Consider the following 24601-nt stretch of genomic DNA (forward strand, 5'->3'; position numbering starts at 1 on the left):
TTACCCGCGCGGAGCTTTTTTCCATGGCAGCGTTCTCGACCAAGAGGCTTTTCACCGCAGGCGCTGCGATGGTGATCGGCGGGCTGGTCTTCGCCTCGGCCGCCCAGGCCCAGCAGATGAGCACCAACTCCGCCTCTTTCAATGCCGGGTACGGCCGCGTCGCCGGCCAGGAGAACCGCGGCGTCGAGTACGGCACGCGCGATTCCTCGAACAACCGGCTGATCGTCGACGGCATCATCCAGAGCGGTGAGACCCAGAGCAGCTTCTCGGCCATGAGCGGCGGAGTGTTCAGTTCGGGGTCCGGCGTCGGCGGCGGCGGTTCGACGGCCATCGGCAACAATCTGGTCGTGATCACCCAGGGCAACTGGAACACCGTGATCGTGACCTCGGTCCAGACCAACACCGGCGACGTGACCGCCGGTGTGACCACGAGTGGAGGCAACTGATGACCGGCGCCGGGGCGCGCGTCGGCGCGCTGCTTTCCGCGGCCTCTCTGGGCCTCTCGGCCTGCGTGACCCCCACCGCCGGTTCCGACGGTCTGTACGCCACGCCCATCGGCACGGCGCCGGTGACGGCGAACCCGACGCCCTACACCTCGGCGCTGGTCTGCATCGCCCAGTACGCCCGGCAATATAATCTGCGCGCGCCGCGCATCTCGGTCGGCCGCATCAGCGACATGACCGGCAAGGAAGAAGCCGACGGGTCCGGTCGCAAGATCACCCAGGGCGCCTCGCTGATGGCGATGACCGCCTTCGCCAAGGCCGGCATTCCGCTCGTCGAGCGGTTCGACACCTCGGTGTCCGAGCTCGAGCTGAAATACGCCAACAACAAGCTGATCACCGACGGGCCGACGCCGGGCGTCGACGCGCCGGCTGACCCCCGCAAGATCTTCTCCGGCCAGGTCGCCGGGTCGGACTTCTATGTCACCGGCGGCATCACCGAGCTGAACTACAACATCCGCTCCAGCGGCGCCGACGTGCTCGGCGGCGACACCGGATCCGACGGCGCCAAGGGCAGCTTCCGCGCCCGCATCTTCGTGATGAACATCGCCATGGACCTGCGGCTGGTGAACACCCGCACGCTCGAGGTGGTGGACGTCATCTCCTATCAGAAGCAGATCGTCGGCCGCGAAGTCGGCCTCGGCCTGTTCGACTTCCTCAATGGCAACGTCTTTGACGTGTCCGCCGGCACCGGCGCGCTCGAGCCGGTCCAGCTGGCCGTCCGCGCGATGGTCGAGCGGGCCACGGTGGAAATGTCGGCCAACCTCTACGGCATGCCCGGACCGCAATCCTGCATGACCGTCGATCCGCTCGGCGGCGCGACGACGGGGGCCACAGGCGGCTTCACGCCCGCTTACAACAATCTGGGAACCAACAATGCCGCGACCCGCGAAGACCCTAATCGCTGGAACGATGGCCGTTCTACCGGCGATCGCGCTCCTCTGCGCGGCCGCTACTAGCCAGGCGCAGACCCCGCCCAGCGAGGTCATCAACAACCAGATCCAGCTGGGCGACGTCTTCTCGACCCAGGTTCTGAACGTGGTCGAGGTGACCGACGGCGTGGGGGCCGAGACGTCGGCCACCGGCAACAACCTGATCGGCTCCACCGAAGGCGCCGACCTGAACATCACCTCGAACCAGACCATGGCCGGCTCGACGATCGCCTCGACGGTCGCCAACGTGACGACGGGGATGGGCGCCAGCTCGCAGATCAACACCAGCGCGATCGGCAACGCTCTAGAGGCGGGGACGACCGAAGGCACCATGGTCGGCATCTACACCCAGATCGCCACCGCGGCGCCGAATGTGACGGCGACCGGCATGCTGGAAGCTGAAGCCGCCGAGGGCGGCGACATCGGCATGGCCACGACGGCCGCCGCGAACAGCGTGTCCCTCGGCCTGACCAACGCCTCGGCGGGCGTGCTGGTCAACCAGACCAGCAGCGCCTCGGTCCTCGCCGACGGCGGTTCGGTCGTGCAGTACGTCAGCGGTACGGCGGACGTGTCGGGCATGGCGTCCGGCAACAGCATGAGTCTGGTCGGCACGGAGTCGTCCGCCGCCCGCGCCATCGTCTTCCAGAGCAATACGGCCGCCCTCACCCAGGCCAGCCAGTTCACCGCCTATGGCAACGTCCAGACCGCCAGCACCAGCGCCACGGCCAGCGGCAACGTCGCCGCCACGACCAATGAGGGCGCGCTGCTGGATCTGACGTCGACCCAGTTCAACCAGTCCTATGTCCGGGCGCAGGCCGAGGGCAGCGCCTACCAGTTCGGCGAAGGCGCGGCGACGGCCTACGGCGTCGGCAACTCGGTCCTGGCCGGCAATGCCGGCGAAGCCGTGGTGCTTGAGAACGTCCAGCTGAACACCGGCGGCGGAGTCGAGGCGATCGCGCAGTTTGATGGCGCGGACGGCTATGACGGCTATGCGCGCGCAACCGCCGTCGGCAACGATGTGACCGGCTACGCCTGCGCAACCTGCTACGGTCAGATGACCATCGGCAGCACCCAGACCAACAACGCCGACGTCGGCGCCAGCGCCACGACCAATGTCGGCGCCGGCCGGGCCATCAACAGCACCTCCACCGCCGTCGGCAACAACGCCAGCTTCTACGTGACGCGGCCGGGGTCGTAGGGTCGGAACCGGCTCAGGACAGCCACCACCTGACCAGTCCAGCCAATGCACAGGCCAGGATCACCAGCACGACATTCGCCTTGAAGCGGATCAGCGCGACGCCCGCGGCGAGCGCGATGGCTGTCATGATCAGATCGAGGCTGGTCGGATCGGGCAGCCAGACGCTGCCGCCCCATGGCCAGCGCCAGGCCGTGCTGCCCGCAAACAGCACATGCACCGCGAACCAGACCGCCAGACTGGCGATGACGCCCAGCACCGCCGCCATGACTGCGCCCAGCGCACCCCGCGCCCGCGCGCTGCGTCGAAGGGTCTCGGACCAGGGGGCGCCGGCGAAGATGAACAGGAACGACGGGATGAAGGTCTGCCACAGCGCCATGGCCGCGCCGGCCACCGCCCAGCCCGCCTTGCCGCCCGTCGCGTTCCAGCCCGCCATGAAGCCGACGAACTGGTTGACCAGCACCAGCGGCCCGGGCGTGGTTTCCGCCAGACCCAGCCCGTCGACCATCTGGGCCGTGGTCAGCCAGCCCTGCGCCTCGACCGCCTGCTGCTGCAGCCAGGCCAGCAGGGCGTAGGCGCCGCCGAAGCTGGTCGCCGAAAGGGCCGCGAAGACAGCGCCGACGCGGGTCAGCCAGTGTCCGTCGCCGAGGATCAGGGCGCTGGCCAGCAGGGGCGACAGCCACAGCGCCGCCCAGACCAGCACGGTCGCAAGGGTCCTGCGGCGTCCCGGCCGGGCGCCGACGGCCACAACCGGGCCGCCTGGGGCGTCAGACGCGCCACGAACGGCGCCGAAGATGCCCGCCAGGAGCACCACAAGCGGGAATGGCAAGGCGAACAACGCCAAGGCGATGAAGGCCGCCCCGGCGATCAGGACCTCAGTCCGCCCCTTGAGCGCCCGCTTGCCCACCCGCATCAGCGCCTCGGCCACCAGCGCCAGCACCGCCGCCTTGACCCCGCCAAAGGCTGCCGCGACCGGCGCGACGTCGCCATGCGCGGCATAGAGCCAGGACAGGGCCAGCAAGATCGCAGCGCCCGGCAGCACGAACAGGGCGCCTGCGATCAATCCGCCGAGGGTTCCCCGCAAGAGCCAGCCGACATAGGTCGCCAGTTGCTGCGCCTCGGGCCCGGGCAACAGGGTGCAGAAGCTCAGCGCATGCAGATAGCGCGGCTCGTCAACCCAGCGCTTCTCGTCGACGAACGTGCGGTGCATCAGGCTGATCTGGCCCGCCGGCCCGCCGAAGCCGAGGCAACCGATCTTCAGCGAGGTCAGCGTCAGCTCTCGCAAGGTCGGCGGCGGGGCGGGAGATTGTGGCGTTCCAGCCATGTCGAGCCTCCGGACAAGCAGGCATCGACGGTGCTTGGGCATGGCGCCTGATCGGGAGACCGTTTCACCCCGATGACCGGAGTATTCGCGATTCCGGAGGCGGCCGGAAGGGCGCCCTGCCGCTTGGCAGACGGCAATCTATCGGCATAGACTATGCCAACTTATTCGAGGCCGGTCGCGGCCCGGCTGGAGGCGCTTGATGATCAATCCCTGGCTCTGGGCCGGCGCCCTGGCGGTCTATGTGCTGTTTCGCGCCTGGTACGACAACTGGCGCGGCCCCCTGAAGCCTGCCGAGGTCGAGGCGTTCATGGCCCGGGTCGAGGCCGGCAAGAGCGCCGAGCACAACGACCCGGCTATCCTGCGCGCCTTCCTGGAAGCGGACGACGGCCGCGAGTTCTTCATGTTCAACCTGGTCAAGGTCGCCACCGGCGAGGCGCCGCACCCGGAAACCGGCGCGCCGACGCCCCGTCAGGCACTGATGCAGCGCTACACTCGCACCTTCATGCCCGCTCTGCTGGCCCGGGGCGGCCATCCCGCCCTCGCCGCCCGCAAGGTCGCCGGCTACGTCGACGCCTGGAAGGTCGGCCCCGACCCCGGCTGGTCGATCATCGGCTACATGCGCTATCGCAGCCGCCGGGACATGATGGTCATGGCCACCCATCCGAAGTTCCAGAGCATCCATGATTTCAAGATCCTCGGCACGGCGGAGACCTTTTCCTTCCCGACCCGGCCGATCCTGATGCTGCTGATGCCGCCGCGCCTGTCCGTGGCCCTTGTGCTGCTGCTGGCCGCGGCCTTCGCGCAGATCGCCCTGCTCGTCACCTGACCCGGAGACCAACAATGGACACCGTTTCCCTGAGCGGCGCGCCCGGCTCGCCCTACAGCCGCAAGATGCTCGCCGTGCTGCGGTACCGGCGGATTCCCTACAAGCTGTTCTGGCCCGGTCGCGAACCTGTCGGTTATCCGGTCCCGAAGGTCCGCCTGCTGCCGACCTTCTACCTGCCGGGCGACAACGGCGCGCTGACGGCCGTGACCGACTCGACCCCGCTGATCCGCCGCTTTGACCGTGAATACAGCGACCGGCTCCTGCGCCCGGCCAGCCCCGCCCTCGCCTTCCTCGACGCGCTGCTCGAGGACTACGGCGACGAGTGGCTGACCAAGGCGATGTTCCACTACCGCTGGGCCTACAAGGCCGACATCGACCAGGCCTCCGGCGTCCTGCCGTCCTGGCGCGGGACCCTGGACGACGAGATGCTGGCGGCGATGGGCAAGGCCTTCTCCGAACGCCAGACCAGCCGCCTGCGCTATGTCGGGTCGAACCCGACGACCGGGCCGGTGATCGAGGCCAGCTACGTCCGTCTGCTGGATCTGTTCGAGAACCACCTCAAGAAGCACACCTTCCTGCTCGGAGGCCGGCCCGGCGCGGGCGACTTCGGCCTTTATGGCCAGCTGACGCAACTGGCGGCCTTCGACCCGACGCCGACCGCGCTGGCGGCCACGCGGGCGCCCCGGGTGATGGCCTGGGTCCAGCTGGTCGAGGACCTGTGCGGCCTGGAGCCCGTGGATCGCGACTGGTTCGATCCCGCGAACCTGCCCGACACGCTGATCGCCATCCTCGCAGAGACCGGCCGGGTCTATGCGCCCCTGATGGCCGCCAACGCGAAAGCGGTTATGGCCGGCGCCGAGAGCGTGGAGACCGAGATCGACGGCCAGCCCTGGAGCCAGCAGCCGTTCCCTTATCAGGCCAAATGCCTGATGTGGCTGCGCGAGGAGTACGGAGCCCTGGGCGTGGCGGACCAGGCGCTGGTGGACAAGGCGCTCGCGGGGACCGGCTGGGACGGGATGTTCAAGGCCTAGGACGAAGGGACCGCCCCGAACCCGCCTTGCCTTCGCCGCATGGCGCGGCGAAGGTGCGGCCAACCCTTTCCAGTCCTTTTCGAGCTCATCACAGCATGCATCCCTACGTCCGGCCGGCCCTGATCGCCGTGACGGCCCTGTCCCTCGCCGCCTGCGCCGGCGTCTCGGACAAGTTGCCCAAATTCTCCCTCGGCAAGTCGCGCGCCGACGCGCCGGCGGCGGTCGCGCCGGCCGCCAAGGGCCCACAGGCGGTCAAGCTGGCGCCCGGCGTCTGGCCGCAGGCCGTCAGCGACGTCGCCGCGGATCCGGATGTGCGGTTCGGCGCCCTGCCGAACGGGATGCGCTACGCCATCATCCGCAATGTGACCCCGCCGGGTCAGGCTTCGCTGCGCCTGCGGTTCGACGCCGGGTCGCTGATGGAGACGGACGCCCAGCAGGGCCTCGCGCACTTCCTCGAGCACATGGCCTTCAACGGCAGCAAGGGGATCCCCGAAGGCGAGATGGTCAAGATGCTGGAGCGGCGGGGTCTGGCCTTCGGCGCCGACACCAACGCCTCGACCAACTTCGACGAGACCACCTACAAGCTCGACCTGCCCCAGACCGACGACGAGACCGTCGATCTTTCATTGAAGGTCATGCGCGAGACGGCCAGCGAACTGCTGATCGCCGCCGACGCAGTCGATCGTGAGCGCGGCATCGTGCTCTCGGAGGAGCGGACCCGCGACGGCCCGGGCTGGCGCGTGTTCCAGGCGCGTATGGAGTTCATCCTGCGCGGCCAGCTGCCGCCCAAACGCTACCCGATCGGCAAGGTCGAGGTCCTGCGGACAGCCCCGCGCGAGCAGCTGGTGGACTTCTACAACCGCTATTACCGGCCTGAACGCGCCGTGCTGGTCGCTGTCGGCGACTTCGACGTCGACGCCATGGAGGCGAAGATCAAGGCGTCCTTCGGCAGCTGGACCAACACCACGCCGGACGGTTCCGACCCGGATCTGGGCGCGGTCGCCAAGCGCGGCCTGGAGACCCAGATCGCCATCGAGCCGGGCTCGTCGACGACGCTGCAGATCGGCTGGGTCTCCGCGGCCGACCTGCGCCCCGACAGCGCCGCCAAGCGCCGTGAGGACTGGATCCGGCAGCTGGGCTTCGCGGTGCTCAACCGGCGCCTGGAGACTCTCGCCCGCGCGGCCGAGCCCCCGTTCATCGCGGCCGGTGGCTTCTCGGGCAACCAGACCGATGCAGCGAAGGTCACGACCATCGCCGTCACCGCCCGCCCGGGCGAATGGCAAGGCGCCCTCAAGGCCGCGGAGCTGGAGCAGCGCCGGCTGGTCGAGTTCGGCGTGCGCCAGGACGAGCTGGACCGCGAAATCGAGGACTACCGCCAGTGGCTGAAGTCGCGCACGGCGTCCGCCGCGACCCGCCGGACGCCGCAACTGGCCAACGAGATGATCGACTCCATCGGCGAAGACGAGGTGATGACCAGCCCGGCGCAGGATCTGGCGCTGTTCGAGGCCGCCGTGAAGGATCTGAAGGCTGACACCGCGTCGGCCTCCCTCCGTGCGGCGTTCGCGGGGTCGGGCCCGCTGGTGTTCATCGCCTCGCCGACGCCGATCGACGGCAATGAGGCCGCCGTCACCCAGGCCTGGACCGCGTCGCGCAAGGTCGCCGTCACCGCGCCGGAGGCGCCCCGCCAGGTGGTCTGGCCCTATGAGGACTTCGGCGCGGCCGGCAAGGTGGCCAGCCAGACAGACGTCGTCGACCTCGACACCACCTTCGTGCGATTCGAGAACGGCGTGCGGCTGACGATCAAGCCGACGAAGTTCCGCGACGACCAGGTGCTGGTGAAAGTGCGGGTCGGCGGCGGCCTGAACAGTCTGCCGGCCGACCAGCAGTCGCTGTCCTGGGCCAGTTCGGCCGTGATCGAGGGCGGTCTTGCGAAGATCGACTCCGAGGACATGGAGCGCGTGCTGGTGTCCAGCGTCTACGGCGCCCGGTTCGGCATCGAGGACGAGGCGTTCAACCTGTCGGGTTCGACCCGGCCGGAGGACCTTCTCACCCAGATGCAGGTGCTGGCCGCCTTCGCAACCGAACCCGGCTGGCGGCCCGAGGCCCTGCAACGGATGCGGACCTACGCCGCGACGCTGGGCGACCAGTATGAAGCCACCGACAGCGGCGTGCTGAACCGCGAACTGTCCGGCCTGCTGCACGGCGGCGATCGCCGCTGGACCTGGCCGAGCAAGACCGACATCGCCGGCGCCAGCCCGGAGGGCCTGAAGCGCAGCTTCGGCGACGCCCTGACCGGCGGACCGGTGGAAGTGGTGATCGTCGGCGACATCACCGTCGAGAAGGCCATCCAGGCCGTCGCGGCGACCTTCGGCGCCCTGCCGAAGCGGCCGGAGGTTCCCGGCGCCGTGACCGGCAAGACCGGCTTCCCGACCGCAGGGCAACAGCCGACGGTCCTGACGCACAAGGGGCGTGACGACAAGGCGACCGCCTTCCTCGCCTGGCGCACGGACGACTTCTACAGCGACGTCCAGCGCGCCCGAAGCACGGCGGTGATGGCCGACATCATCGAGCTGCGGCTGATCGACGAGCTGCGCGAAGCCCAGGGGGCGACCTACTCCCCGGGCGTCAACTGGAACGCCAGTGATGTCTGGTCCGGCTGGGGCTATGTCTCGGCGCGGGTCGAGGTGCCGCCGGCGCTGGTGGACGGCTTCTTCCGCGACACGCTGAAGATCGCCGCCGACCTGCAGGCGACGCCCCCCACCGCGGACGAGCTCGACAGGGCCAAGAAGCCGCGCCTCGAACGGCTCGAGAAGGCGCGTGAGACCAACGAGTACTGGCTGGAAGAGCTGGGCGGCGCCCAGACCGATCCGCGCAGGCTCTCGGCCACGCGCTCGCAGATGGCGGCCTATGAGCGGGTCACGGCCGCCGACGTCCAGGCCGCCGCCCGGGCCTACCTGACCCCTGATCGGGCCTGGAAGCTCGTGGTTCAGCCGGCCGGGAAGTGACCATGCCGGTGTGGAGAAGACTTGCGATCAGCCTGGCCGCAGGCCTGGCCTTCGCCGGCCCGGCGCACGCCGACGAGACCCCGCAGGCCGAGTTCGCCTCTCTGCTGAAGTGCGCGTCGGGGATGGGTTTCTACTCGGCCCTGACCGGCAGCGTTCCGGCCCAGGCGACGGCTGAGGACCGGGCGTTGCTGACCCGTGTCGCGATGGTCGAGGATGTGCTCAAGGGCCGGACCGAGGCGCTCGCGACCCAGATCGGCGTCGCCGAGGCTGACGCCATCAGCGAGGCGTCCAGGGCTGCGGCCAGGGCGCAGTTCGAACCCTTCACCCGCGACCCGCAAGGGCCGAGGAAGGTGCTGGACCTCTATCGGCCTGTGCTGGAGGCCTGCATCGACCGGGCAAAGGCGTTGTCGCCGCAGTAGAACGCGCTTCGGGGGGAGCCATGAAGGTCTATCGCATCGGCGTCATCGGGCTGGGCCAGCGGATCGCGCATGTCCTGTCGGCGATGAAGGAGGTCGGCTGGAAGCTGAACCTCGCCGCGCACGTCGATCCCGCCCCGGTGGGCGCACCCATTCTGGCAGAGGCCGGGATAGATCGCGGCGAGGCCTGCGACAGCGTCGCCGACCTGCTCGCGCGGGGGCCCTTCGATCTGGTGATGATCGGATCGCCCAATCACCTGCATCTGGAGCACCTGAACCAGGCGCTGGACGCGGGATGGCCGGTCTTCGCCGAGAAGCCGATCGTGCGGACGGAAGCCGAGACCGAGGCGCTCGCGCGGCGCCTCGCCCGTGCCGGTTCGCCGCCGCTCTACATCGGGCTGGTGATGCGCTCGATGTCGATCGTCCGGGAGGTCATCGCCCGGGTCGACTCGGGACAGCTGGGCGAGATCATCTCGATCGACGCCACCGAACACCTGCCGCCGGAGCATGGCGGCTATCTGGCCCGCAACTGGCGGCGGCGGCAGGAATGGGGCGGCTCCTACCTGCTCGACAAGGTCTGCCACGACTTCGATATCTTCGGCCGCATCGTCGGCGCGAGGCCGGCGAAGGTGGCCAGCTTCGGCGGGCGAAGGATCTTCACCCCTGAGCGGACCGACGTCCCGCGCACCTACGAAAACGGCGAGGCCGCCTACGCCCTGCGCGACGCCGGCTGGGCCGGGGCCAATGACAGCTTCCAGTCCGATATGGACGTCACCGACCATCAGACGGCGATGGTCGAGTACCAGAACCAGGTCCGCCTGACGTTTCACGCCAACAGCCACGTCGCCCTGACCGAGCGGCGCTGGTACATCGCCGGGACGAACGGCACCCTGATCGCCGACCTGGTCCGCAATCGGCTGATGGTCCGCCGGGCGCTTGATCGCGGCAGGCCCGAGCGGATCGACTATGGCGGTCGCACCGCCGACAGCCATAACGGCGCCGACCAGTCGATGGCCCGCGACCTGCTTGCCACGCTCGAGACGGGCGCGCCCTTCCCCGTCACGCCCTGGGATTCGATGGAGGCCGGTCTGACCGTGATGGCCATCGACCAGGCGATGGCGGAGGGGACGATGGTCGACTGCGCGCCGATGTGGGCCCGCTACGACGCCGCCAGAGGCGCCAGCAGCGCCGGTCCCAGCAGCTCCTGAAGCAGAGGCGACCCGGGCCAGGGGTGATGCCGGTACTGCCGGAAGCCCTCGGCCATCTCGACGCCGAAGTCCCGTCCGCGGCGGCGGGCCCACTTTTCCAGCGACGCCACCTGGTCGGGCACCCCGTGCTGGCGGGCGACCCAGCGGATCTGGCTCTCGTGAGCGGCCAGCATGGCGCGCTTGGTCTCGAACACAGACGCGATATCGGCGCCGAAATCAGGCTTTGCCGGAACGCCCTCGCGGTCGCGACCGCCGATCGGGTCCATGAAGTAGAGATGGGGAATCGCCTCCAGCGCCGCCGCCCCGCCGGTCCGGTAGTTGGGCACGGAGGCGGCGAAGCAGGCGTCACGGACCAGCAGGCTCGTGGCCTCGTGGTCCGGGTGGTAGTCGGCCGGCGAACTGGTGATGACGATGTCCGGCCGCGCCTGCCGGATCAGTTCTGTGACCGTGCGCCGCGACGCATCATCACTGAACACGCCGAGGTCCGGCAGCCCGCCGCAATGGTAACTGGCCCCGATGAGGCCGGCGGCCGCCGCGGCCTCCGCCTTGCGGACGCGCGCCGTATCCTCGGGGGTGGTTTCGGTCGACCCGCCCTCACCCGCCGTCAACGTGGCCAGCGTCACCGCGTGACCGGCCGCCGCCAGCAGAGCCAGCGCGCCGGCGCCGAGCGTCTCGATGTCGTCCGGGTGAGCGTGAATGGCCAGGATCGCGGTCATGCTGAGCAGTCCTGGACGCCGCCTAGTAGATCGTGCCGCCCACGCCGCCGTCGAGGCTCATGCTGTAGGTGGACGCGGTCGTCTCGCTGTAGCTCTCTTCGCGATAGGCCGTGTACTTCTCGATGGTGACGATGGTCAGCACCTTCATGCCGGCCCCGAAGCGGCGCAGCAGGCTGCGTTCGTTGCAGTCGCGCGCCGGCGCCTGCGGTCGGCAGGCCACCGAACCGCCGTCCGCGCCGTTGCCGCGCGAACGGTAGAGCGCCTCGCCCTTGGCGCAGGTGATCGTCTGGCCGCCGTCGAAGGAGATTCGCTCGACATATTCGGCGACCGTGACCTGCATCCGCGTGCCGGCGAGGCAGCGGTAGAGTTCGCCGTCGTAGGCGTCATCGACGTCCCGTTCGGCAAAGACCTGGCTGGCGGGGTGCGGCACATCGCGGTCGTCCAGACAGAAGGCCTGGATCACGACCTTGCGCATCTTGGTGCGGCTGGCTTCGTAGGCGACCTGGCGCGTGCGGATGATGCCCTGGACATCGAGGCCCTGGATGGCGCCGGTAGCGGCGGGCGGCGAGTAGTAGCCGCCGCCTCCCCCGCCGCCGCCATAGGCGACCGCACCGGCGCCCGAGCCGGCGCCCGCGATCGACACGGCGACCGCGTTGGAATTGACGATGATGTTGGTCCGACCGCCCGTCGTGCAGCATCCCGGCGGGCTGGGCGGCCTGGGCGGCGGCGCGGGGGGCGTGCAGCAGGGCGGCGGGGTCGGCGGGGTGCAGCAGGGCGGCGGCGGCGCGCAGCACTGTGCGGCGGCCTCGTCTCCGGGCAGGGCCGACGAGCCCAGCCAGAGGAAGATCCCGCCCAGCAGGGCAAACAACAGATTCCGAGGCGCCATGGGACGAATCCCCTCCAAATTCACGCTACGCCCACATGCAAGAAGCGCGCCGAAGGGCGCGATTTCGTCCCGATACGGGACACTGCGGACCTGGCCCGGACCTTCCCTGCAACCCCCGTGCGGCCGCAGAGGGCCGCGCGGTCGGGGGTCCAGACCATGGTCCATCCCAACACGGAACGATTGACGGAGTATTGGCAGGCGCGTCAGCACGACGCCGCCGCGCCCTGGCGCGCCGATGTCGATCCAATGGATTTCCATGACCTTCTGCCCCAGGTGCTGATCATCGGACGCGCGTCTGACGGGACCTATCCGTTCCGCCTCGCCGGCGGCTTCGTCTCCGACCTGCACCGAAGTGATCTGCGCGGACGCTGTCTGCTGGAGCTTTGGCGCCCGGGGGATCGCTGGCAGCTGAAGTCAGCGCTGGAATTCGCCCGTGGCAGGCCCGAGCCGCTCGTGGTTCACGCCGACATTCTCGCCGACGGCGTCGCACCGGTCAGCATGGAGGTGCTGCTGGCGCCCCTGCGCGGCCAGTCCGGCGAGGTAGACCGGTTTATCGGCCTCTACCAGCCGACCGCCATGATCGCCCGCCTGCTTGGCCGGCCGGCCCTCGCCCTCGCCGTCAGCGGCATCAGCCGCTCCAACGGAGCCGAAGCTGCGCCGTCCCTGCGGCTGGCGTCGGTCAATGGCCGCCAGATCGCCTAGACATCCGGCCGGCGCGGATCAGATCAGGCTGATGCGGCGTCCAGCCTGGCGATGTGCGCCGGGTCGAGCGACAGGCGGGCGGCGCCCATAAGTTCCTCGAGCTGAGCGAGGCTCGTCGCGCTGGCGATCGGCGCCGCGACCGCCGGACGCGCCATGACCCAGGCCAGCGCGACCTGCGCCGGCGTGGCGCCCAGCTCCGTGGCGGCAGCGTCGAGCGCCGCCAGGACCTTCGGTCCCTTCTCACCCTCGAGGTGCTTCTTCATGCCGCCGCCGCGCGGGCTTTTGCCCAGATCGGCGAACGAACGGTACTTGCCGGTCAGAAAGCCGCTGGCGAGGCCGTAGTAGCTGATAATGCTGACGTTCTCGGCCAGGCAGAGCTGCTGCAGCGGCCCCTCGATCGCGCGGTCCATCAGATTGTAGGCGGGCTGAAGCGTCTCATAGCGCGGATGGCCGCCCGCCTTGCTGGCCGCCGCGGCCGATCCGAGGCGATCGGTCTCGAAATTCGAGGCGCCGATGGCCCGCACCTTCCCGGCCTTCACAAGCTGTCCGTACGCTTCGAGGGTTTCGTCCTGCGGGGTCTCGGGATCATCCCGGTGCGACTGGTAGAGGTCGATGTAGTCGGTCTGCAGCCGCTGGAGCGAGGCCTCGCACGCCGCGATGATGTTCTTCGCCGTCAACCCCGGCTGAACCGGCCACATGCCGACCTTGGTGGCGATGATCACGTCATCGCGCCGGCCGCGCGCCTTGAGCCAGGTCCCGATGACCTTTTCCGAGTCGCCGCCCGTGTTGCCGGGAACCCAGGCTGAATAGACGTCGGCCGTGTCGATGGCGTTGAACCCGCCCGCGACGAAGGCGTCGAGGATGGCGTGCGATGTCGCCTCGTCCGCCGTCCAGCCGAACACATTGCCGCCCAGCGTCAGCGGGGCGATCGACAGGCCCGACCGGCCGAGGGGGCGAAGTTCCATGGATGGGTTCCCTCTCCCGGCGGGAGAAGGAGGGGCCCGCCGCGAAGCGGAGGGAGGGTGAGGGATTACGCCCCCACCCGGCAAGCCCCTTAACCCCTCAACCTCCCGCGCCTGCGGCGCGGGCCCCTCCTTCTCCCTTTGGGAGAAGGGGTCTAAGCCGCCTTGACGGTCTCGCCATCATAGACTGGAGCGTCCTGCGGCGGCAGGGCGGTCTTGCCGAGAATCGCGTCGCTGATCTTTTCGGCGATCATCATGGTCGGCGCGTTGGTGTTGCCGCCGATGAGCGTCGGCATGACTGAAGCGTCGACCACGCGCAGGCCTTCCAGCCCGATGACCTTGAGGTTCTCGTCGACCACGGCCTGGGCGTCGCCGGCCACGCCCATCCGGCAGGTGCCGACCGGGTGGTAGATGGTCTCGGCGTTGGCGCGGATCCAGGCGTCGATCTCGTCGTCGGTCTGGACCGACTTGCCGGGCGAATATTCCTCGCCGCGATAGGGATCGAGCGCAGGCTGGCTGGCGACCTGGCGGGCGATCTTCACGCCCTCGCGGACCGCGCGGCGGTCCTCTTCGGTCGCCAGATAGTTGGCGAAGATCGTCGGATCGTCATTCGGGTCAGCCGACCGCAGACCGACCTTGCCGCGGCTCTCCGGCCGCAGCTGGCAGACGTGCAGGGTGAAGCCGTCCTTCTGCACCACCGTCTTGCCGTGGTTCTGCATGATGGCGAGCACCGTGTGGAACTGCAGGTCCGGACGGTCGAGATCGGGCCGCGACTTCAGGAAGGCTCCCGACTCAAGCATCTGCTGGCGGCCCGTGCCCTTCTTGAACAGCAGGTAGCTGAGGCCGGTGACCAGGGTCTTGAGGCCCTTGGTTCGCGAATAGGCCGTGATCGGCAGCGGGCATTCCCAGGAGATGCAGACGTCGAGGTGGTCCTGCAGGTTCTTGCCGACGCCGGGCAGCGCGTGCAGCACCTTGATGCCGTGCGGGGTCAGGTCCTCGGGGTCGCCGATCCCCGACAGCTGGAGGATCTGCGGCGACTGCACCGCCCCGGCGCAGACCAGCACCTCGGCGTTGGCGCTGACCGTGACCGTCTGGCCGTCGACCAGATACTCGACCCCGGTGACGCGCTTGCCATCGAGAATCAGGCGGCTGGTCCGGGCGCCGGTGACGCAGGTCAGGTTGGCGCGCTTGAGGGCCGGATAGAGGTAGGCCTTGGACGAGCTCCAGCGTTCGCCATCCTTGATCGTCAGCTGGTACGGGCCCCAGCCCTCCTGCTGGAAGCCGTTGAAGTCCTTGGTGGTCATATAGCCGGCCTGTGCGCCGGCCTCGATGGTCGAGGAGTAGATCGGATTGGGCGTCGAGGCCTTCGACACGTGAAGCGGGCCCTTGTCGCCGTGCCAGGCGTCGCCGCCGCCTTCCAGGCTCTCGGAGCGCTTGAAGTAGGGCAGCACGTCGGCGTAGCCCCAGCCGGTGAGGCCCATCTGCCGCCACTGGTCATAGTCCCGGGCGTGGCCGCGGATGTAGACCATGCCGTTGATCGAGGATGAACCGCCCCAGCCCTTGCCGCGAGGCCACCAGAGCTTGCGATTTTCCAGCTGGGGTTCGGCTTCGGTCCAGAATCCCCAGTTATATACACCCTTGTCTTTAATGAGCTGGCCGACGCCGGCGGGCATCTTGACCAGGATCGAGTTGTCCTTCTGGCCGGCTTCCAGCAGCAGGACCGTCTTGCTGCCGTCCTCGGTCAGGCGGTTGGCCAGCACGCAGCCGGCCGAGCCGGCGCCGATGATGATGTAGTCGTAGTGGTCGGCCACGCTGGCGTCTCCCCGGGGCAGGTTATCGTTGTTCAGGGATTAGTGACGCCGGCGTCAGCTTTGGGCAACGGGAAAAGGGACATGCCCGACTGTGCACGTCCCTCTCTCCCGGGAGGGGACACGCACTGAAGCGCATGTCCCCGGTCCTTGCGGTTCACGGCCGGAAGGTACGGCTGGTCGCCGCGCCGTTCATGAAGGCCAGGATCTCGCCGGTCTCGATGCGGAAGGCGTTGTTGGCCTGGTCCGTATCGTCGTTGCAGCGATTGCCGTCGATGTAGATGTCGGGGTCGTAGGTCACCGCCAGCTCGACATGGCCGCCGAACTCGAAGTCGTCGAAGGCGTTGCGGATCACCGGCGTGGTGTACCGCAGCATCGTCGCGCCGGGAGCGGCGGCGCCGGTCAGGGGCCGGTCGCTGGAATAGGTCCCGCCCGTGTTGCCGTTGACGGCCGTCAGGGTGACGCCTTGCTGGTTGGCGCCCGACCGCCAGGCGGAACCGCCGGTGTTGGCGATCGTGTAGCTGATCCGGACCTCGCCGCGGCGCGCGCCCTTGGTCAGGGTGACGCTGACGATCGAGGGATCGACGTCGCAGGTGAACACCGCCACCGGGGCCGGGCCTTCCGGCAGCCTGAACACCGGGGTGATCGTCTTGGACGGGACGGGTCCGGCCATGGCGGTCGTCGAGATGGAAACGGTGGCGATGACGCTGGCGACTGAAACGATGGTCTTGAACATTGTAGCCTCCTGTTAGCCCCGCGAAAGATTTCGCTGAGGTCGAAACTGCGCGGGGGTTCCTGAACCGGTTTGGAGAGTGATGGTTACCGAATGTTCATGTTCGGCGACCGGCGGTCTGCAACCATCCGGGCGCCGGAGAGGATTGGCGACGGCCTGGGGGGCATCCATACTCTCCCGATGTTCACCCGCCGCGCCGCGACGATCACCGCCCTCGCAACCCTGATCCCGGAGGTCGCCTTGGGCGATGAACTCGAGAAGTACGGCCTTTTCGGCAAGATGGTGGCCGCGCCCGGAAGGCGGGATGAGCTGGTCCGGTATCTGCTGGAGGGCACGGGCGGCATGCCGGGGTGCCTGATCTATGTCGTCGCCAATGACCCGGCCGAACCGGACGCCATCTGGATCACGGAGGTCTGGCGGACGAAGCAGGACCACGCCAATTCGCTGAAGCTGCCGGCGGTTCAGGCGGCTATCGCAAAGGCCCGCCCGATCATCGCCGGCTTCGGCGAGCGGTTCGAGACCATCCCCGTCGGCGGGGTCGGACTGTAGCCGGCCTTCTCCCTGACCCCGGAATTGGTTAGGGACGATCCCCTGAGAGTCCACAGAGTGAACCCATGACCGGTCGCGCCGACGTCACTGAAGAGAACCGCCTGATCGCCCGCACCGTGGCGGAGGTATTCGGCGGCGCGCCGGCCGTTCACACCTGGTGGGACGACGAGAAGAAAAACAGCGTCGACATCCTGTCGTCGGAAGGCTCGCCGAGGGCCGGCGTGACAGCCTATGCGACCGTGAACCTGTCCAACACGGTGCTGACAGACGCGCCCAAGGATCTGCGGGTCGAGCTGCTCGGCGCCTGTCAGAGCGACGTCGAGGGCTTTCCGGGGCTCCTGTCGACCTGCGCCTTCAATGTCATCGAGCACGGGGCGCTGATCGCGCCCGGCGTCATCTTCCCCGATGTCGTCGCGACCTACGACCTGTCGGCGACGCTGAAGCACATCCTGTTCGTGCCGCCGTTCTTCTGGGGCGAGGCTCCGGCGACGCTGAAGACGCCCAAGCGTACCGTGGCCTGGCTGCTCGCCCTGCCGATCTCCGACGCGGAGCTGGAGCACCTGACCGCGAACGGCATCTCCTCGCTGATGGACATCATGGAAGCCAGGCGCCCCGACGTCTTCGACCTCAACCGCCCGTCAGTCGTCTGACCGCGCGTCCGTGAAGCCGTTCGTCGCCAGCGAGGTCGCGCCGCACTCCGACATCGGGTTCATCCGCGCCTTTTGCGAGAGCCCGTCGATGGTCGCGGCCCTCAGGACGGCAACAGCCCTGTGCGACGCCGTCGCGCCCTATGCCACGGTCACTGTCTGCAAGGTTCTGCCCTACTGGAAATTCGAGGGGCAGTACGAACTCGCCCTGGACCTGACCAACCTGCGGTTCGTCGACCTCGCCAACGCCCTGGCCGGCCAGTGGGTGATGGGCGGCGACGAGAAGGAGCCCTTCGTAATCTGGAACGCCGGGCAGGACGGGCCCTTCGCGGTCCCGACGATGACCTGGGCGAATCTGGAAGTGCTGCCGCCACCGCTTCCAGCCGACGAACGGGACGGGCCGGACGCAGCATAAAAGTCTATTTCCTTGACTTTCCCATGCTGCACTGCCACATGCAGCCCGTCGCGGAGCATTCCGCGCTATCGGTCTGACCCGGCCGCGTATGGAACCTCTCCGGTTCCGCCTGGGTCCTGATACCGATCCTCCCCATAGCGACGCCATACGCGGGGCGTTTCCCAAACTGACCCCGCTTCGCCCGCAGACCGTCTGGTCATGCGGCGCAAGTCGCATTTGAAAGACTATCCTTGACCAATTTTGCTTCGCTTGGCCTCGCCAAGCCGCTGCTCTCCGCGCTCGCCGCCGAGGGCTACACCACCCCGACCCCGATCCAGTCGCAGGCGATCCCGCTGGTGATGGACGGCAAGGACGTGCTGGGCATCGCCCAGACCGGCACCGGCAAGACCGCCGCGTTCGCCCTGCCCATCCTGCACCGCCTGGCCGCCAACCGGCGTCCGGCCCCGCGCCGCGGCTGTCGCTGCCTGGTCCTGTCGCCGACCCGTGAACTGGCCACCCAGATCGCCGAGAGCTTCCGCAGCTATGGCGCCGGCATGGGCATGACCGTCCAGGTCGTGTTCGGCGGCGTGAAGTACGGACCGCAGGTCCGCGCCCTCGCCGGCGGCGTCGACATTCTGGTCGCCACGCCCGGCCGCCTGATCGACCACATCAACGAGAAGGTCGCCAACCTGTCGGAGACGGAGATCTTCGTCCTCGACGAGGCCGACCAGATGCTCGACATGGGCTTCGTGGTGCCGATCCGCCGCATCGCCAAGACGCTGCCGCGCGTGCGTCAGAACCTGTTCTTCTCGGCCACCATGCCCTCGGAAATCGAGAAGCTGGCCGCCGAGCTGCTGAACCCGAACCCTTCCAAGGTCTCGGTCACGCCGCAGGCGACGACCGTCGAGAAGATCGACCAGAAGGTCCTGTTCATCGAGGCCGCCCGCAAGCGCGTGCTGCTGGCCGAACTGTTCGACGACGCCGCGATGAAGCGCGTGCTGGTGTTCACCCGCACCAAGCGCGGCGCCGATCGCGTCGCCAAGGGCCTGAGCGCCATCGGCGTCGAGGCCGCCTCGATCCACGGCGACAAGAGCCAGGGCCAGCGTGAAAAGGCGCTCGCCCAGTTCAAGGCCGGCGAGATGCGCGCCCTGGTCGCCACCGACATCGCCGCCCGCGGGATCGATGTCGACGGCGTCAGCCACGTCATCCAGTTCGAGCTGCCCAACGTGCCGGAAGCCTATGTCCACCGCATTGGCCGCACCGCGCGCGCCGGCGCCGGCGGCTCGGCCATCTCGCTGGTCGCCGATGACGAGCGCAACCTGCTGCGCGACATCCAGAAGGTCACCCGCCAGGTGATCCCGGCCTGGGATCGCCGCAACGACAAGGGTCTGGCCCAGGCGCACGCCGCCATGGCCTCGATCGAACCGGAAAAGCCCTTCCGCGATCCCCGCGCGGCCAATGGCCGTGGCGGTCAGCCGGGCCGGAACAAGAAGCCCGCCGCGCTGGACGCGTCCGGCAAGGCCCAGCCCGATCGCGGCCAGCGCGCCCGTCATCGTCCGGCCGGCTATGAGCCCCTGGCCATCGGCGCCGCCGGCGACGCTCCGCCCAAGCGCAAGAAGCCGCGCAACCGCAATCGCAACCGTTCCGGCGGCGGCGCGGCGGCCAGCGCTTCCTAGATAAAACAAAGGGCGGCCCCGGAAACGGAGCCGCCCTTTTTCTTGCTGCCCTCTCCCGGCGGGGAGAGGGAGGGGCCCGCCGCAAAGCGACGGGAGGGTGAGGGATTACGGCGCCGGCCTGTTTGCCTGGACCGTTCCTAATCCCTCATCCGACCTGCTCCCTCCGGGAGAAGGAAATTACTTCCCCTTCCACTGCGGCGCGCGCTTTTGCGCGAAGGCCATCGGGCCTTCCCGGAAGTCCTCGGACTTGAACAGCGCGCCCACGGCCGGGAACTTGAACTGGCCGCCGATGGCTTCGGGCAGGGTCTGGTCGAGACCCTGCATGACGGCCTGCTTCGACGCCCGGATCGACATCGGGCTGCACTCGCAGATCATCTGCGCCCACTTGCGGGCCTCGGCCATGAGGTCGGCGGCGGGGACAACGGCGTTGACGAAGCCCAGCGCCTGGCCCTCAGCGGCCGGGACGCGGCGGGCCGTGAGGATCATGCCCATCGCGCGCTTGAGGCCGATCTGGCGCGGCAGACGGTGCAGGCCGCCGGCCAGGGCCGCGAGGCCGACCTTCGGTTCAGGCAGCGCGAACACCGCAGACTCGGCCGCGATGACGATGTCGCAGGCGAGCGCGATTTCGAAGCCGCCGCCCATGGCCACGCCGTTGACCGCCGCGATCAGCGGCTTGTCCAGGTCGAAGCGACTGGTCAGGCCGGCGAAGCCCGACGGGGGGCTGCCCATCGCGCCGCCCGTGGCCTGGTGCTTGAGGTCGTTGCCGGCCGAAAAGGCGCGGTCGCCGGCGCCGGTGACGATGCCCACCCACTGTTCGGGATCGGCGGCGAAGGCGTTGAACGCCTCGTCCAGCTCGAAGTGCATCGGCGAATGGAGGGCGTTCATCACCTCCGGCCGATTGAGCGTGAAAATGGTGACCGGTCCCTCGCGGTCGACCGTGATGAATTCGTAGGCCATGGAAGCGTCTCCCTGTTTCGCCGGAAGGTCGCGCCCCTTCCCTATGGTCCGTCAACGTGCGTCCTTCGAGACGCGGACCTGAGGGTCCGCTCCTCAGGATGACGAACACAAATGCACGTCATGGTGGGGAGCGAGGCCCCAGCCGAGCGTCTCGAACCACGCAGGACCTCACATCGCCACCAGATCCCGCCGGAAGCGCTTCCAGTTCTCCACATAGTGCAGGGCCGACATCTTCAGGCCCATCGCCTGCTGTTCGCTGACCTCGCGGACGACCTTGCCGGGCGAGCCCATGACCAGGCTGTTGTCCGGGATCTCCTTGCCCTCGGGAATCAACGCGCCGGCGCCGATCAGGCAGTTCTTCCCGATCTTCGCGCCGTTGAGCACGATGGAGCCGATCCCGATCAGGCTGTTGTCGCCGATGGTGCAGCCGTGAAGCATAACCATGTGCCCGACGGTCACGTTCGCCCCGATCAGAAGGGGCATTCCGTGATCGGCGTGAAGCACAGAACCGTCCTGGACGTTGCTGTTCTCGCCGATGGTCAGAGTGTCGGTGTCGCCTCTAGCCACGGCGCCCCACCAGATGCTGGAATTTTTCTTCAGAACAACGTCGCCCATCACGGACGCTGTCGGCGCTATCCAGTATTCGCCTTCCGCAGGCACCTGCGGCGCCAAGGCGCCCAAAGCATAAACAGTCATCCGTACGCCCCGTATATTTGAAATGGCCGCTTGATTAACCGGTCAGAAACCACGTTAGCATCATCATAGTCAGGCGATTCGAGAGGGCGAGAGCCCCTTCGCATCCCGCCACGGACATTCGTTCGTGGTCTCCTGACGACGGAGAACCGGGTGCCGCGTATTGTGTTCCGGCGTCATTGGGCGCCGCCAGCTTCGCGATGCTTCAGCGAGCCGCCGGGCCGCGCACGCGCCACCTCATCTGTCATGTCGAACCAAGGGCGAGCCGTTCCGGCGTCGCCCTTTTTTCTTGCCCCATCGGAGGCTACCCAATGACCAAGCGTGCCCTGAAGCGGACCGTGCGCGAAGGCGCTTTCGAGCAGGACCAGTTCCACAACGACGACGGCAAGGTTCGTCGTCTGCCGGTGGGCAACGGCTGGTCTCCGCTCGGTCGGGATGAGGATCGCGAGCAGGGGTATCTCAAGACAATAAAACCGAAATCCGACGGCCAGGCGGACCTGATCAAGGCGATCGACGCCAAGAGCCTGGTTCTGGCGCTCGGTCCGGCCGGCACCGGCAAGACCTATCTGGCCATCGCCAAGGCTGTCGAAGCCCTCGAGGCCGGCAAGGTCGCCAAGATCGTGCTCTCCCGTCCGGCGGTCGAGGCCGGCGAATCCATCGGCTACCTGCCCGGCGACATGGAGGACAAGCTGGCCCCTTACCTGCGGCCGCTCTACGACGCCCTGTCCGACCGGCTGTCGATGAAGCGGGTGCGGGCGCTGATCTCCGAGGGCGCCATCGAGATCGCCCCTGTCGGCTACATGCGCGGCCGCACGCTGAACAACGCCTTCGTGGTCATCGACGAGGCCCAGAACTGCACCTACGGCCAGCTGAAGATGCTGCTGACCCGGCTGGGCTGGCATTCGACCATGGTGGTGACGGGCGATCCCAACCAGTCGGACCTGCTGACCGGGCTTTCGGGCCTGGGCGATGTGGCGGATCGTTTCGAGGCGGTGTCCAACATCGCCGTGGTGCGACTCAACGACTGCGACATCGTCCGCCATCCGCTGGTCGCGGAGATGCTCGGCGTACTCTAGGTCTCAATCGAAAGGGCGGGGCCGCGCCAGCGGTCCCGCCGGCTCGTCAGTCCCGTCGACGCCCCTTCAACGGCCCGAGTGGCCCCAACAGATCGGGAGGCGCCGCAGCCTTGGCGGGTCTGGGAGGCGGCGGCGCGAGGATCGCCCTCACCGCGCGATCGTCCGGCGCGAGGATGAAGCTGTCGCCGTCCGCCCATGAGCCCTCGCCCGGATCGAAGACAGCAGGCGCGAACTCCGCCCTCGCCTCGACGGCGTCATCCGTCGTCAACTTGTCGGCCTGAGCCGCGCCGCGCCCTGAAAGGCCGCGCTCAATCAGGGCCCGCATGGCTTCCGGGCGGGTCAGACCGTCCCCTTCCGCCGTCCGCCAGGCGTCCAGCCGCGCCAGTTGGGCAGGCTGCATCCGCACCCCGACCAGCAATCCGCTCTGGTCGGGCCGGGCCCGCCGGACGTATTTGCGTTTGGGTCGATCCATGAAATGGAGATAACGCGAAAGCGCGATCTCCAGAAGGCCGCTCAGCCGCCGGCGAGCGGAATTACGGGCTCCAGCCAACCCTTGTAGCGCACGATCAGACCCGTCCAGGGGTGGGTAATCTCGACGAAGAAGCTGAAGCGCCCGTCCTCGACGCTTTCCCAGGCTGTCGTGGTCGGCAGGGTCCAGTCCGGCATCCGCACGCCGAACAGCCGCCAGCTCCGCGGGCGAAGGTTCAGCCGCTTGCCGTCCCAGGTCAGGGTCATCGAGAAGGACGCGGGACCGAAGCGCTCGACCAGCCGTCGGCCGCGGCCGGCCTCCTGGGTGCTGGCAAACTGGTGGCTGCCGAACTGGCGACGCCAGGTCTCGACGTCGTCTTTTCGCACGAAGTCCACGCGCAGCTCGACATCATCCTCCGCGCCGGGAAAGCCGACCATCCTGCCGATCAGGCGTGACGCCAGACCGCCGCCGCGCTCGACCTTCGCCCGACCAACCGCCGTCAGGCGCTCATCGAGCCTGTGAAGGCGCTGGATCGGTTCAGGCAGCGCGCCCCATGTTCCACTGAGCAGGCGGGCGTACAGCCACCCGGGATGGCCGCGCTTCAAGCCGGCCTCCTGATCGGATCCGGCCATGGTCTGACGCTATTCCAGGTCTTCCGCGAGGATCGCCATCTCGAACATGAACGAGCCGGCCTCGTCCTCGTCCTCATAGATCACGCCGATGAACTCGCCCTTGAGTTCGACTTCGGCGGAGTCCTTCTGCTTGCGGGCCTTCACCGCGAAGTGCGGGTTGCCGAAGGTGCGCTTCAGGTGGGCTTCGACCTGCTTGATATGATTGTCGTCCACGTGGCGGCTCCGGGCATTGAGGATTGGCCGCGGAACCTAAAGCTCCGCAGCGCAAAGGGGAAACAGGATTTGCACCCGAAGGCGCTTAAATCTGCGTCCGGGTCAGATGCTGTAGTCGTAGATCTCTTCGGCCAGGGTGTGGTCCATGGTCCGCGCCGGCTCCTCGCAGGTCGGGCAGTTGACCAGGCGCGCGGGCACGCCCGCGGCGGTGCAGTGCGACGGCACATCCTTCAGCACCACCGAGCCGGAGGCGACCTTGGCGTAGTCGCCGACCGTGATGTTGCCCAGCACCTTGGCGCCGGCGCCCAGCAGTACGCCCTTGCCGATCTTCGGGTGGCGGTCGCCGCGCTCGGCGCCGGTGCCGCCCAGGGTCACCCCGTGCAGCATCGAGACGTCGTCGCCGACCGTCGCGGTCTCACCGATGACGATGCCCGTGCCATGGTCGAAGAAGATGCCGCGCCCCAGCTTGGCCGCCGGGTGGATATCGACCTGGAAGACTTCGCTCATCCGGCTCTGGAGATAGAAGGCCAGGGTGTCGCGGCTGTGGGTCCAGAGCCAGTGCGCCACGCGGTGGGTCTGGAGCGCCTGGAAACCCTTGAAGAACAGGAAGGGCTGGACGTAACCCTTGCAGGCGGGGTCACGCTCGTAGACCGCTTTGAGGTCGGCCTCAGCGGCGGCGATCAGCGACGGATCGGCCTCATAGGCCTCATGCGCGATTTCGCGGGCGCTCATCGCGCGCAGTTCCTGGTCGCCGATCTTGCGGGCGAACTGGTAGGACAGCGCCTCGGCCATCGAGCCGTGCGACAGGACCACCGCATTGAGCAGACTGCCCAGCGTCGGCTCGTCGCGCGCGGCGCGCTCCGCCTCATTGCGCAGCGACGCCCAGACGGGCGGCGGCGACGACGGCTCTACGAGTTCGAAGTGTCTGGGCATGTCCGCCCTCCCTGATCGCTCTACGACAGTATAGCACAAACGTTGCTTTTGCCCGAGCGGCGGCCCTCCGGGCGCATATGGGGAGAATACCGGCGTTCGCCAAGTGCGTGCTCTCCGG

26 protein-coding genes are annotated in these 24601 nt (G+C 68.3%); 14 read left to right on the forward strand and 12 right to left on the reverse strand.

Annotated elements, in window-relative coordinates:
- The first annotated feature begins 23 nt into the window (after window positions 1-23).
- From hfaA to hfaD, 3 genes are read left to right on the forward strand one after another with little or no spacing between them, the layout of a single operon-like run.
- Complete coding sequence (gene hfaA / locus AC3WJT_RS15730; protein WP_492344071.1) at window positions 24-446, forward strand: holdfast anchoring protein HfaA; 423 nt, start codon at window positions 24-26, stop codon at window positions 444-446.
- On the forward strand, window positions 446-1459 hold the full coding sequence (hfaB, locus tag AC3WJT_RS15735) for a holdfast anchoring protein HfaB (RefSeq protein ID WP_492344072.1): 1014 nt from the start codon (window positions 446-448) through the stop codon (window positions 1457-1459). Before hfaA ends, hfaB begins: the two co-directional genes overlap by 1 nt.
- Window positions 1413-2630: a holdfast anchor protein HfaD gene (hfaD, locus tag AC3WJT_RS15740; protein WP_492344073.1), complete on the forward strand. Its 1218-nt coding sequence runs from the start codon at window positions 1413-1415 to the stop codon at window positions 2628-2630. The genes hfaB and hfaD overlap by 47 nt, the downstream gene beginning before the upstream one ends.
- A gap of 13 nt (window positions 2631-2643) precedes the next feature.
- On the opposite strand, the gene chrA is transcribed toward hfaD, so the two are convergent.
- Window positions 2644-3951 (reverse strand): chromate efflux transporter, encoded by a 1308-nt coding sequence (gene chrA, locus AC3WJT_RS15745; RefSeq protein ID WP_492344074.1) that lies wholly within the window; start codon window positions 3949-3951, stop codon window positions 2644-2646.
- Window positions 3952-4150: 199 nt separating this feature from the next.
- Between chrA and AC3WJT_RS15750 the strand changes: the two genes are divergently transcribed.
- The 5 genes from AC3WJT_RS15750 to AC3WJT_RS15770 all read left to right on the forward strand — a co-directional run bounded on the left by AC3WJT_RS15750 (window position 4151) and on the right by AC3WJT_RS15770 (window position 10437).
- The gene (locus AC3WJT_RS15750; protein ID WP_492344075.1) at window positions 4151-4777 is read left to right on the forward strand and encodes a hypothetical protein; all 627 of its coding nucleotides are present in this window, start codon (window positions 4151-4153) and stop codon (window positions 4775-4777) included.
- 14 nt (window positions 4778-4791) lie between these two features.
- On the forward strand, window positions 4792-5808 hold the full coding sequence (locus AC3WJT_RS15755) for a glutathione S-transferase family protein (protein WP_492344076.1): 1017 nt from the start codon (window positions 4792-4794) through the stop codon (window positions 5806-5808).
- Between the two features lie 95 nt (window positions 5809-5903).
- On the forward strand, window positions 5904-8813 hold the full coding sequence (locus tag AC3WJT_RS15760) for a M16 family metallopeptidase (protein WP_492344077.1): 2910 nt from the start codon (window positions 5904-5906) through the stop codon (window positions 8811-8813).
- A gap of 2 nt (window positions 8814-8815) precedes the next feature.
- On the forward strand, window positions 8816-9232 hold the full coding sequence (locus tag AC3WJT_RS15765) for a hypothetical protein (RefSeq protein WP_492344078.1): 417 nt from the start codon (window positions 8816-8818) through the stop codon (window positions 9230-9232).
- 20 nt (window positions 9233-9252) lie between these two features.
- Window positions 9253-10437: a Gfo/Idh/MocA family protein gene (locus tag AC3WJT_RS15770; RefSeq protein ID WP_492344079.1), complete on the forward strand. Its 1185-nt coding sequence runs from the start codon at window positions 9253-9255 to the stop codon at window positions 10435-10437.
- Here the strand turns inward: AC3WJT_RS15770 and AC3WJT_RS15775 are convergent.
- Window positions 10389-11153, reverse strand: coding sequence for a PIG-L deacetylase family protein (locus AC3WJT_RS15775; protein WP_492344080.1), 765 nt, complete (start codon window positions 11151-11153; stop codon window positions 10389-10391). The genes AC3WJT_RS15770 and AC3WJT_RS15775 overlap by 49 nt on opposite strands.
- 22 nt (window positions 11154-11175) lie before the next feature.
- The gene (locus AC3WJT_RS15780) at window positions 11176-12039 is read right to left on the reverse strand and encodes a hypothetical protein (protein WP_492344081.1); all 864 of its coding nucleotides are present in this window, start codon (window positions 12037-12039) and stop codon (window positions 11176-11178) included.
- 156 nt (window positions 12040-12195) lie between these two features.
- Here AC3WJT_RS15780 and AC3WJT_RS15785 point away from each other — a divergent pair, with 156 nt between their 5' ends.
- Window positions 12196-12741, forward strand: a complete 546-nt coding sequence (locus AC3WJT_RS15785) for a PAS domain-containing protein (protein ID WP_492344082.1) — start codon at window positions 12196-12198, stop codon at window positions 12739-12741.
- A gap of 23 nt (window positions 12742-12764) precedes the next feature.
- On the opposite strand, the gene AC3WJT_RS15790 is transcribed toward AC3WJT_RS15785, so the two are convergent.
- The 3 genes from AC3WJT_RS15790 to AC3WJT_RS15800 form a co-directional block, all read right to left on the reverse strand.
- Entirely contained in the window at window positions 12765-13706 is a 942-nt protein-coding gene (locus tag AC3WJT_RS15790; RefSeq protein WP_492344083.1) for an aldo/keto reductase, read from the reverse strand.
- Between the two features lie 152 nt (window positions 13707-13858).
- Window positions 13859-15514: a choline dehydrogenase gene (locus AC3WJT_RS15795; RefSeq protein WP_492344084.1), complete on the reverse strand. Its 1656-nt coding sequence runs from the start codon at window positions 15512-15514 to the stop codon at window positions 13859-13861.
- Window positions 15515-15668: 154 nt separating this feature from the next.
- Complete coding sequence (locus AC3WJT_RS15800) at window positions 15669-16247, reverse strand: hypothetical protein (protein ID WP_492344085.1); 579 nt, start codon at window positions 16245-16247, stop codon at window positions 15669-15671.
- A 177-nt stretch (window positions 16248-16424) separates the two neighbouring features.
- Between AC3WJT_RS15800 and AC3WJT_RS15805 the strand changes: the two genes are divergently transcribed.
- The 4 genes from AC3WJT_RS15805 to AC3WJT_RS15820 all read left to right on the forward strand — a co-directional run bounded on the left by AC3WJT_RS15805 (window position 16425) and on the right by AC3WJT_RS15820 (window position 19510).
- A complete protein-coding gene (locus AC3WJT_RS15805; RefSeq protein WP_492344086.1) occupies window positions 16425-16793 on the forward strand; it encodes a putative quinol monooxygenase in 369 nt (122 codons plus the stop codon).
- Between the two features lie 65 nt (window positions 16794-16858).
- Window positions 16859-17443 (forward strand): suppressor of fused domain protein, encoded by a 585-nt coding sequence (locus AC3WJT_RS15810; RefSeq protein WP_492344087.1) that lies wholly within the window; start codon window positions 16859-16861, stop codon window positions 17441-17443.
- Window positions 17444-17453: 10 nt separating this feature from the next.
- Window positions 17454-17855, forward strand: coding sequence for a hypothetical protein (locus AC3WJT_RS15815; protein ID WP_492344088.1), 402 nt, complete (start codon window positions 17454-17456; stop codon window positions 17853-17855).
- Window positions 17856-18085: 230 nt separating this feature from the next.
- On the forward strand, window positions 18086-19510 hold the full coding sequence (locus tag AC3WJT_RS15820; protein WP_492344089.1) for a DEAD/DEAH box helicase: 1425 nt from the start codon (window positions 18086-18088) through the stop codon (window positions 19508-19510).
- 177 nt (window positions 19511-19687) lie between these two features.
- On the opposite strand, the gene AC3WJT_RS15825 is transcribed toward AC3WJT_RS15820, so the two are convergent.
- Together AC3WJT_RS15825 and AC3WJT_RS15830 are read right to left on the reverse strand one after the other, a co-directional pair.
- Complete coding sequence (locus AC3WJT_RS15825; RefSeq protein ID WP_492344090.1) at window positions 19688-20467, reverse strand: enoyl-CoA hydratase-related protein; 780 nt, start codon at window positions 20465-20467, stop codon at window positions 19688-19690.
- A 168-nt stretch (window positions 20468-20635) separates the two neighbouring features.
- Window positions 20636-21163 carry a gamma carbonic anhydrase family protein gene (locus AC3WJT_RS15830; protein WP_492344091.1) on the reverse strand — a complete coding sequence of 176 codons (528 nt, stop codon included), beginning with the start codon at window positions 21161-21163 and terminating at the stop codon, window positions 20636-20638.
- Window positions 21164-21471: 308 nt separating this feature from the next.
- Between AC3WJT_RS15830 and AC3WJT_RS15835 the strand changes: the two genes are divergently transcribed.
- Window positions 21472-22236, forward strand: coding sequence for a PhoH family protein (locus AC3WJT_RS15835; protein WP_492344092.1), 765 nt, complete (start codon window positions 21472-21474; stop codon window positions 22234-22236).
- A 46-nt stretch (window positions 22237-22282) separates the two neighbouring features.
- Here AC3WJT_RS15835 and AC3WJT_RS15840 read toward each other — a convergent pair whose 3' ends face one another.
- From AC3WJT_RS15840 to cysE, 4 genes are all read right to left on the reverse strand, one after another.
- Window positions 22283-22708 (reverse strand): hypothetical protein, encoded by a 426-nt coding sequence (locus tag AC3WJT_RS15840; protein WP_492344093.1) that lies wholly within the window; start codon window positions 22706-22708, stop codon window positions 22283-22285.
- Between the two features lie 41 nt (window positions 22709-22749).
- Complete coding sequence (locus AC3WJT_RS15845) at window positions 22750-23337, reverse strand: DUF4166 domain-containing protein (RefSeq protein ID WP_492344094.1); 588 nt, start codon at window positions 23335-23337, stop codon at window positions 22750-22752.
- Window positions 23338-23346: 9 nt separating this feature from the next.
- Complete coding sequence (locus AC3WJT_RS15850) at window positions 23347-23550, reverse strand: DUF3126 family protein (protein ID WP_492344095.1); 204 nt, start codon at window positions 23548-23550, stop codon at window positions 23347-23349.
- A gap of 102 nt (window positions 23551-23652) precedes the next feature.
- On the reverse strand, window positions 23653-24483 hold the full coding sequence (gene cysE / locus AC3WJT_RS15855) for a serine O-acetyltransferase (protein ID WP_492344096.1): 831 nt from the start codon (window positions 24481-24483) through the stop codon (window positions 23653-23655).
- Window positions 24484-24601: the final 118 nt, after the last annotated feature.

The organism is Caulobacter sp. FW305-C-30-S16, assembly GCF_058783025.1.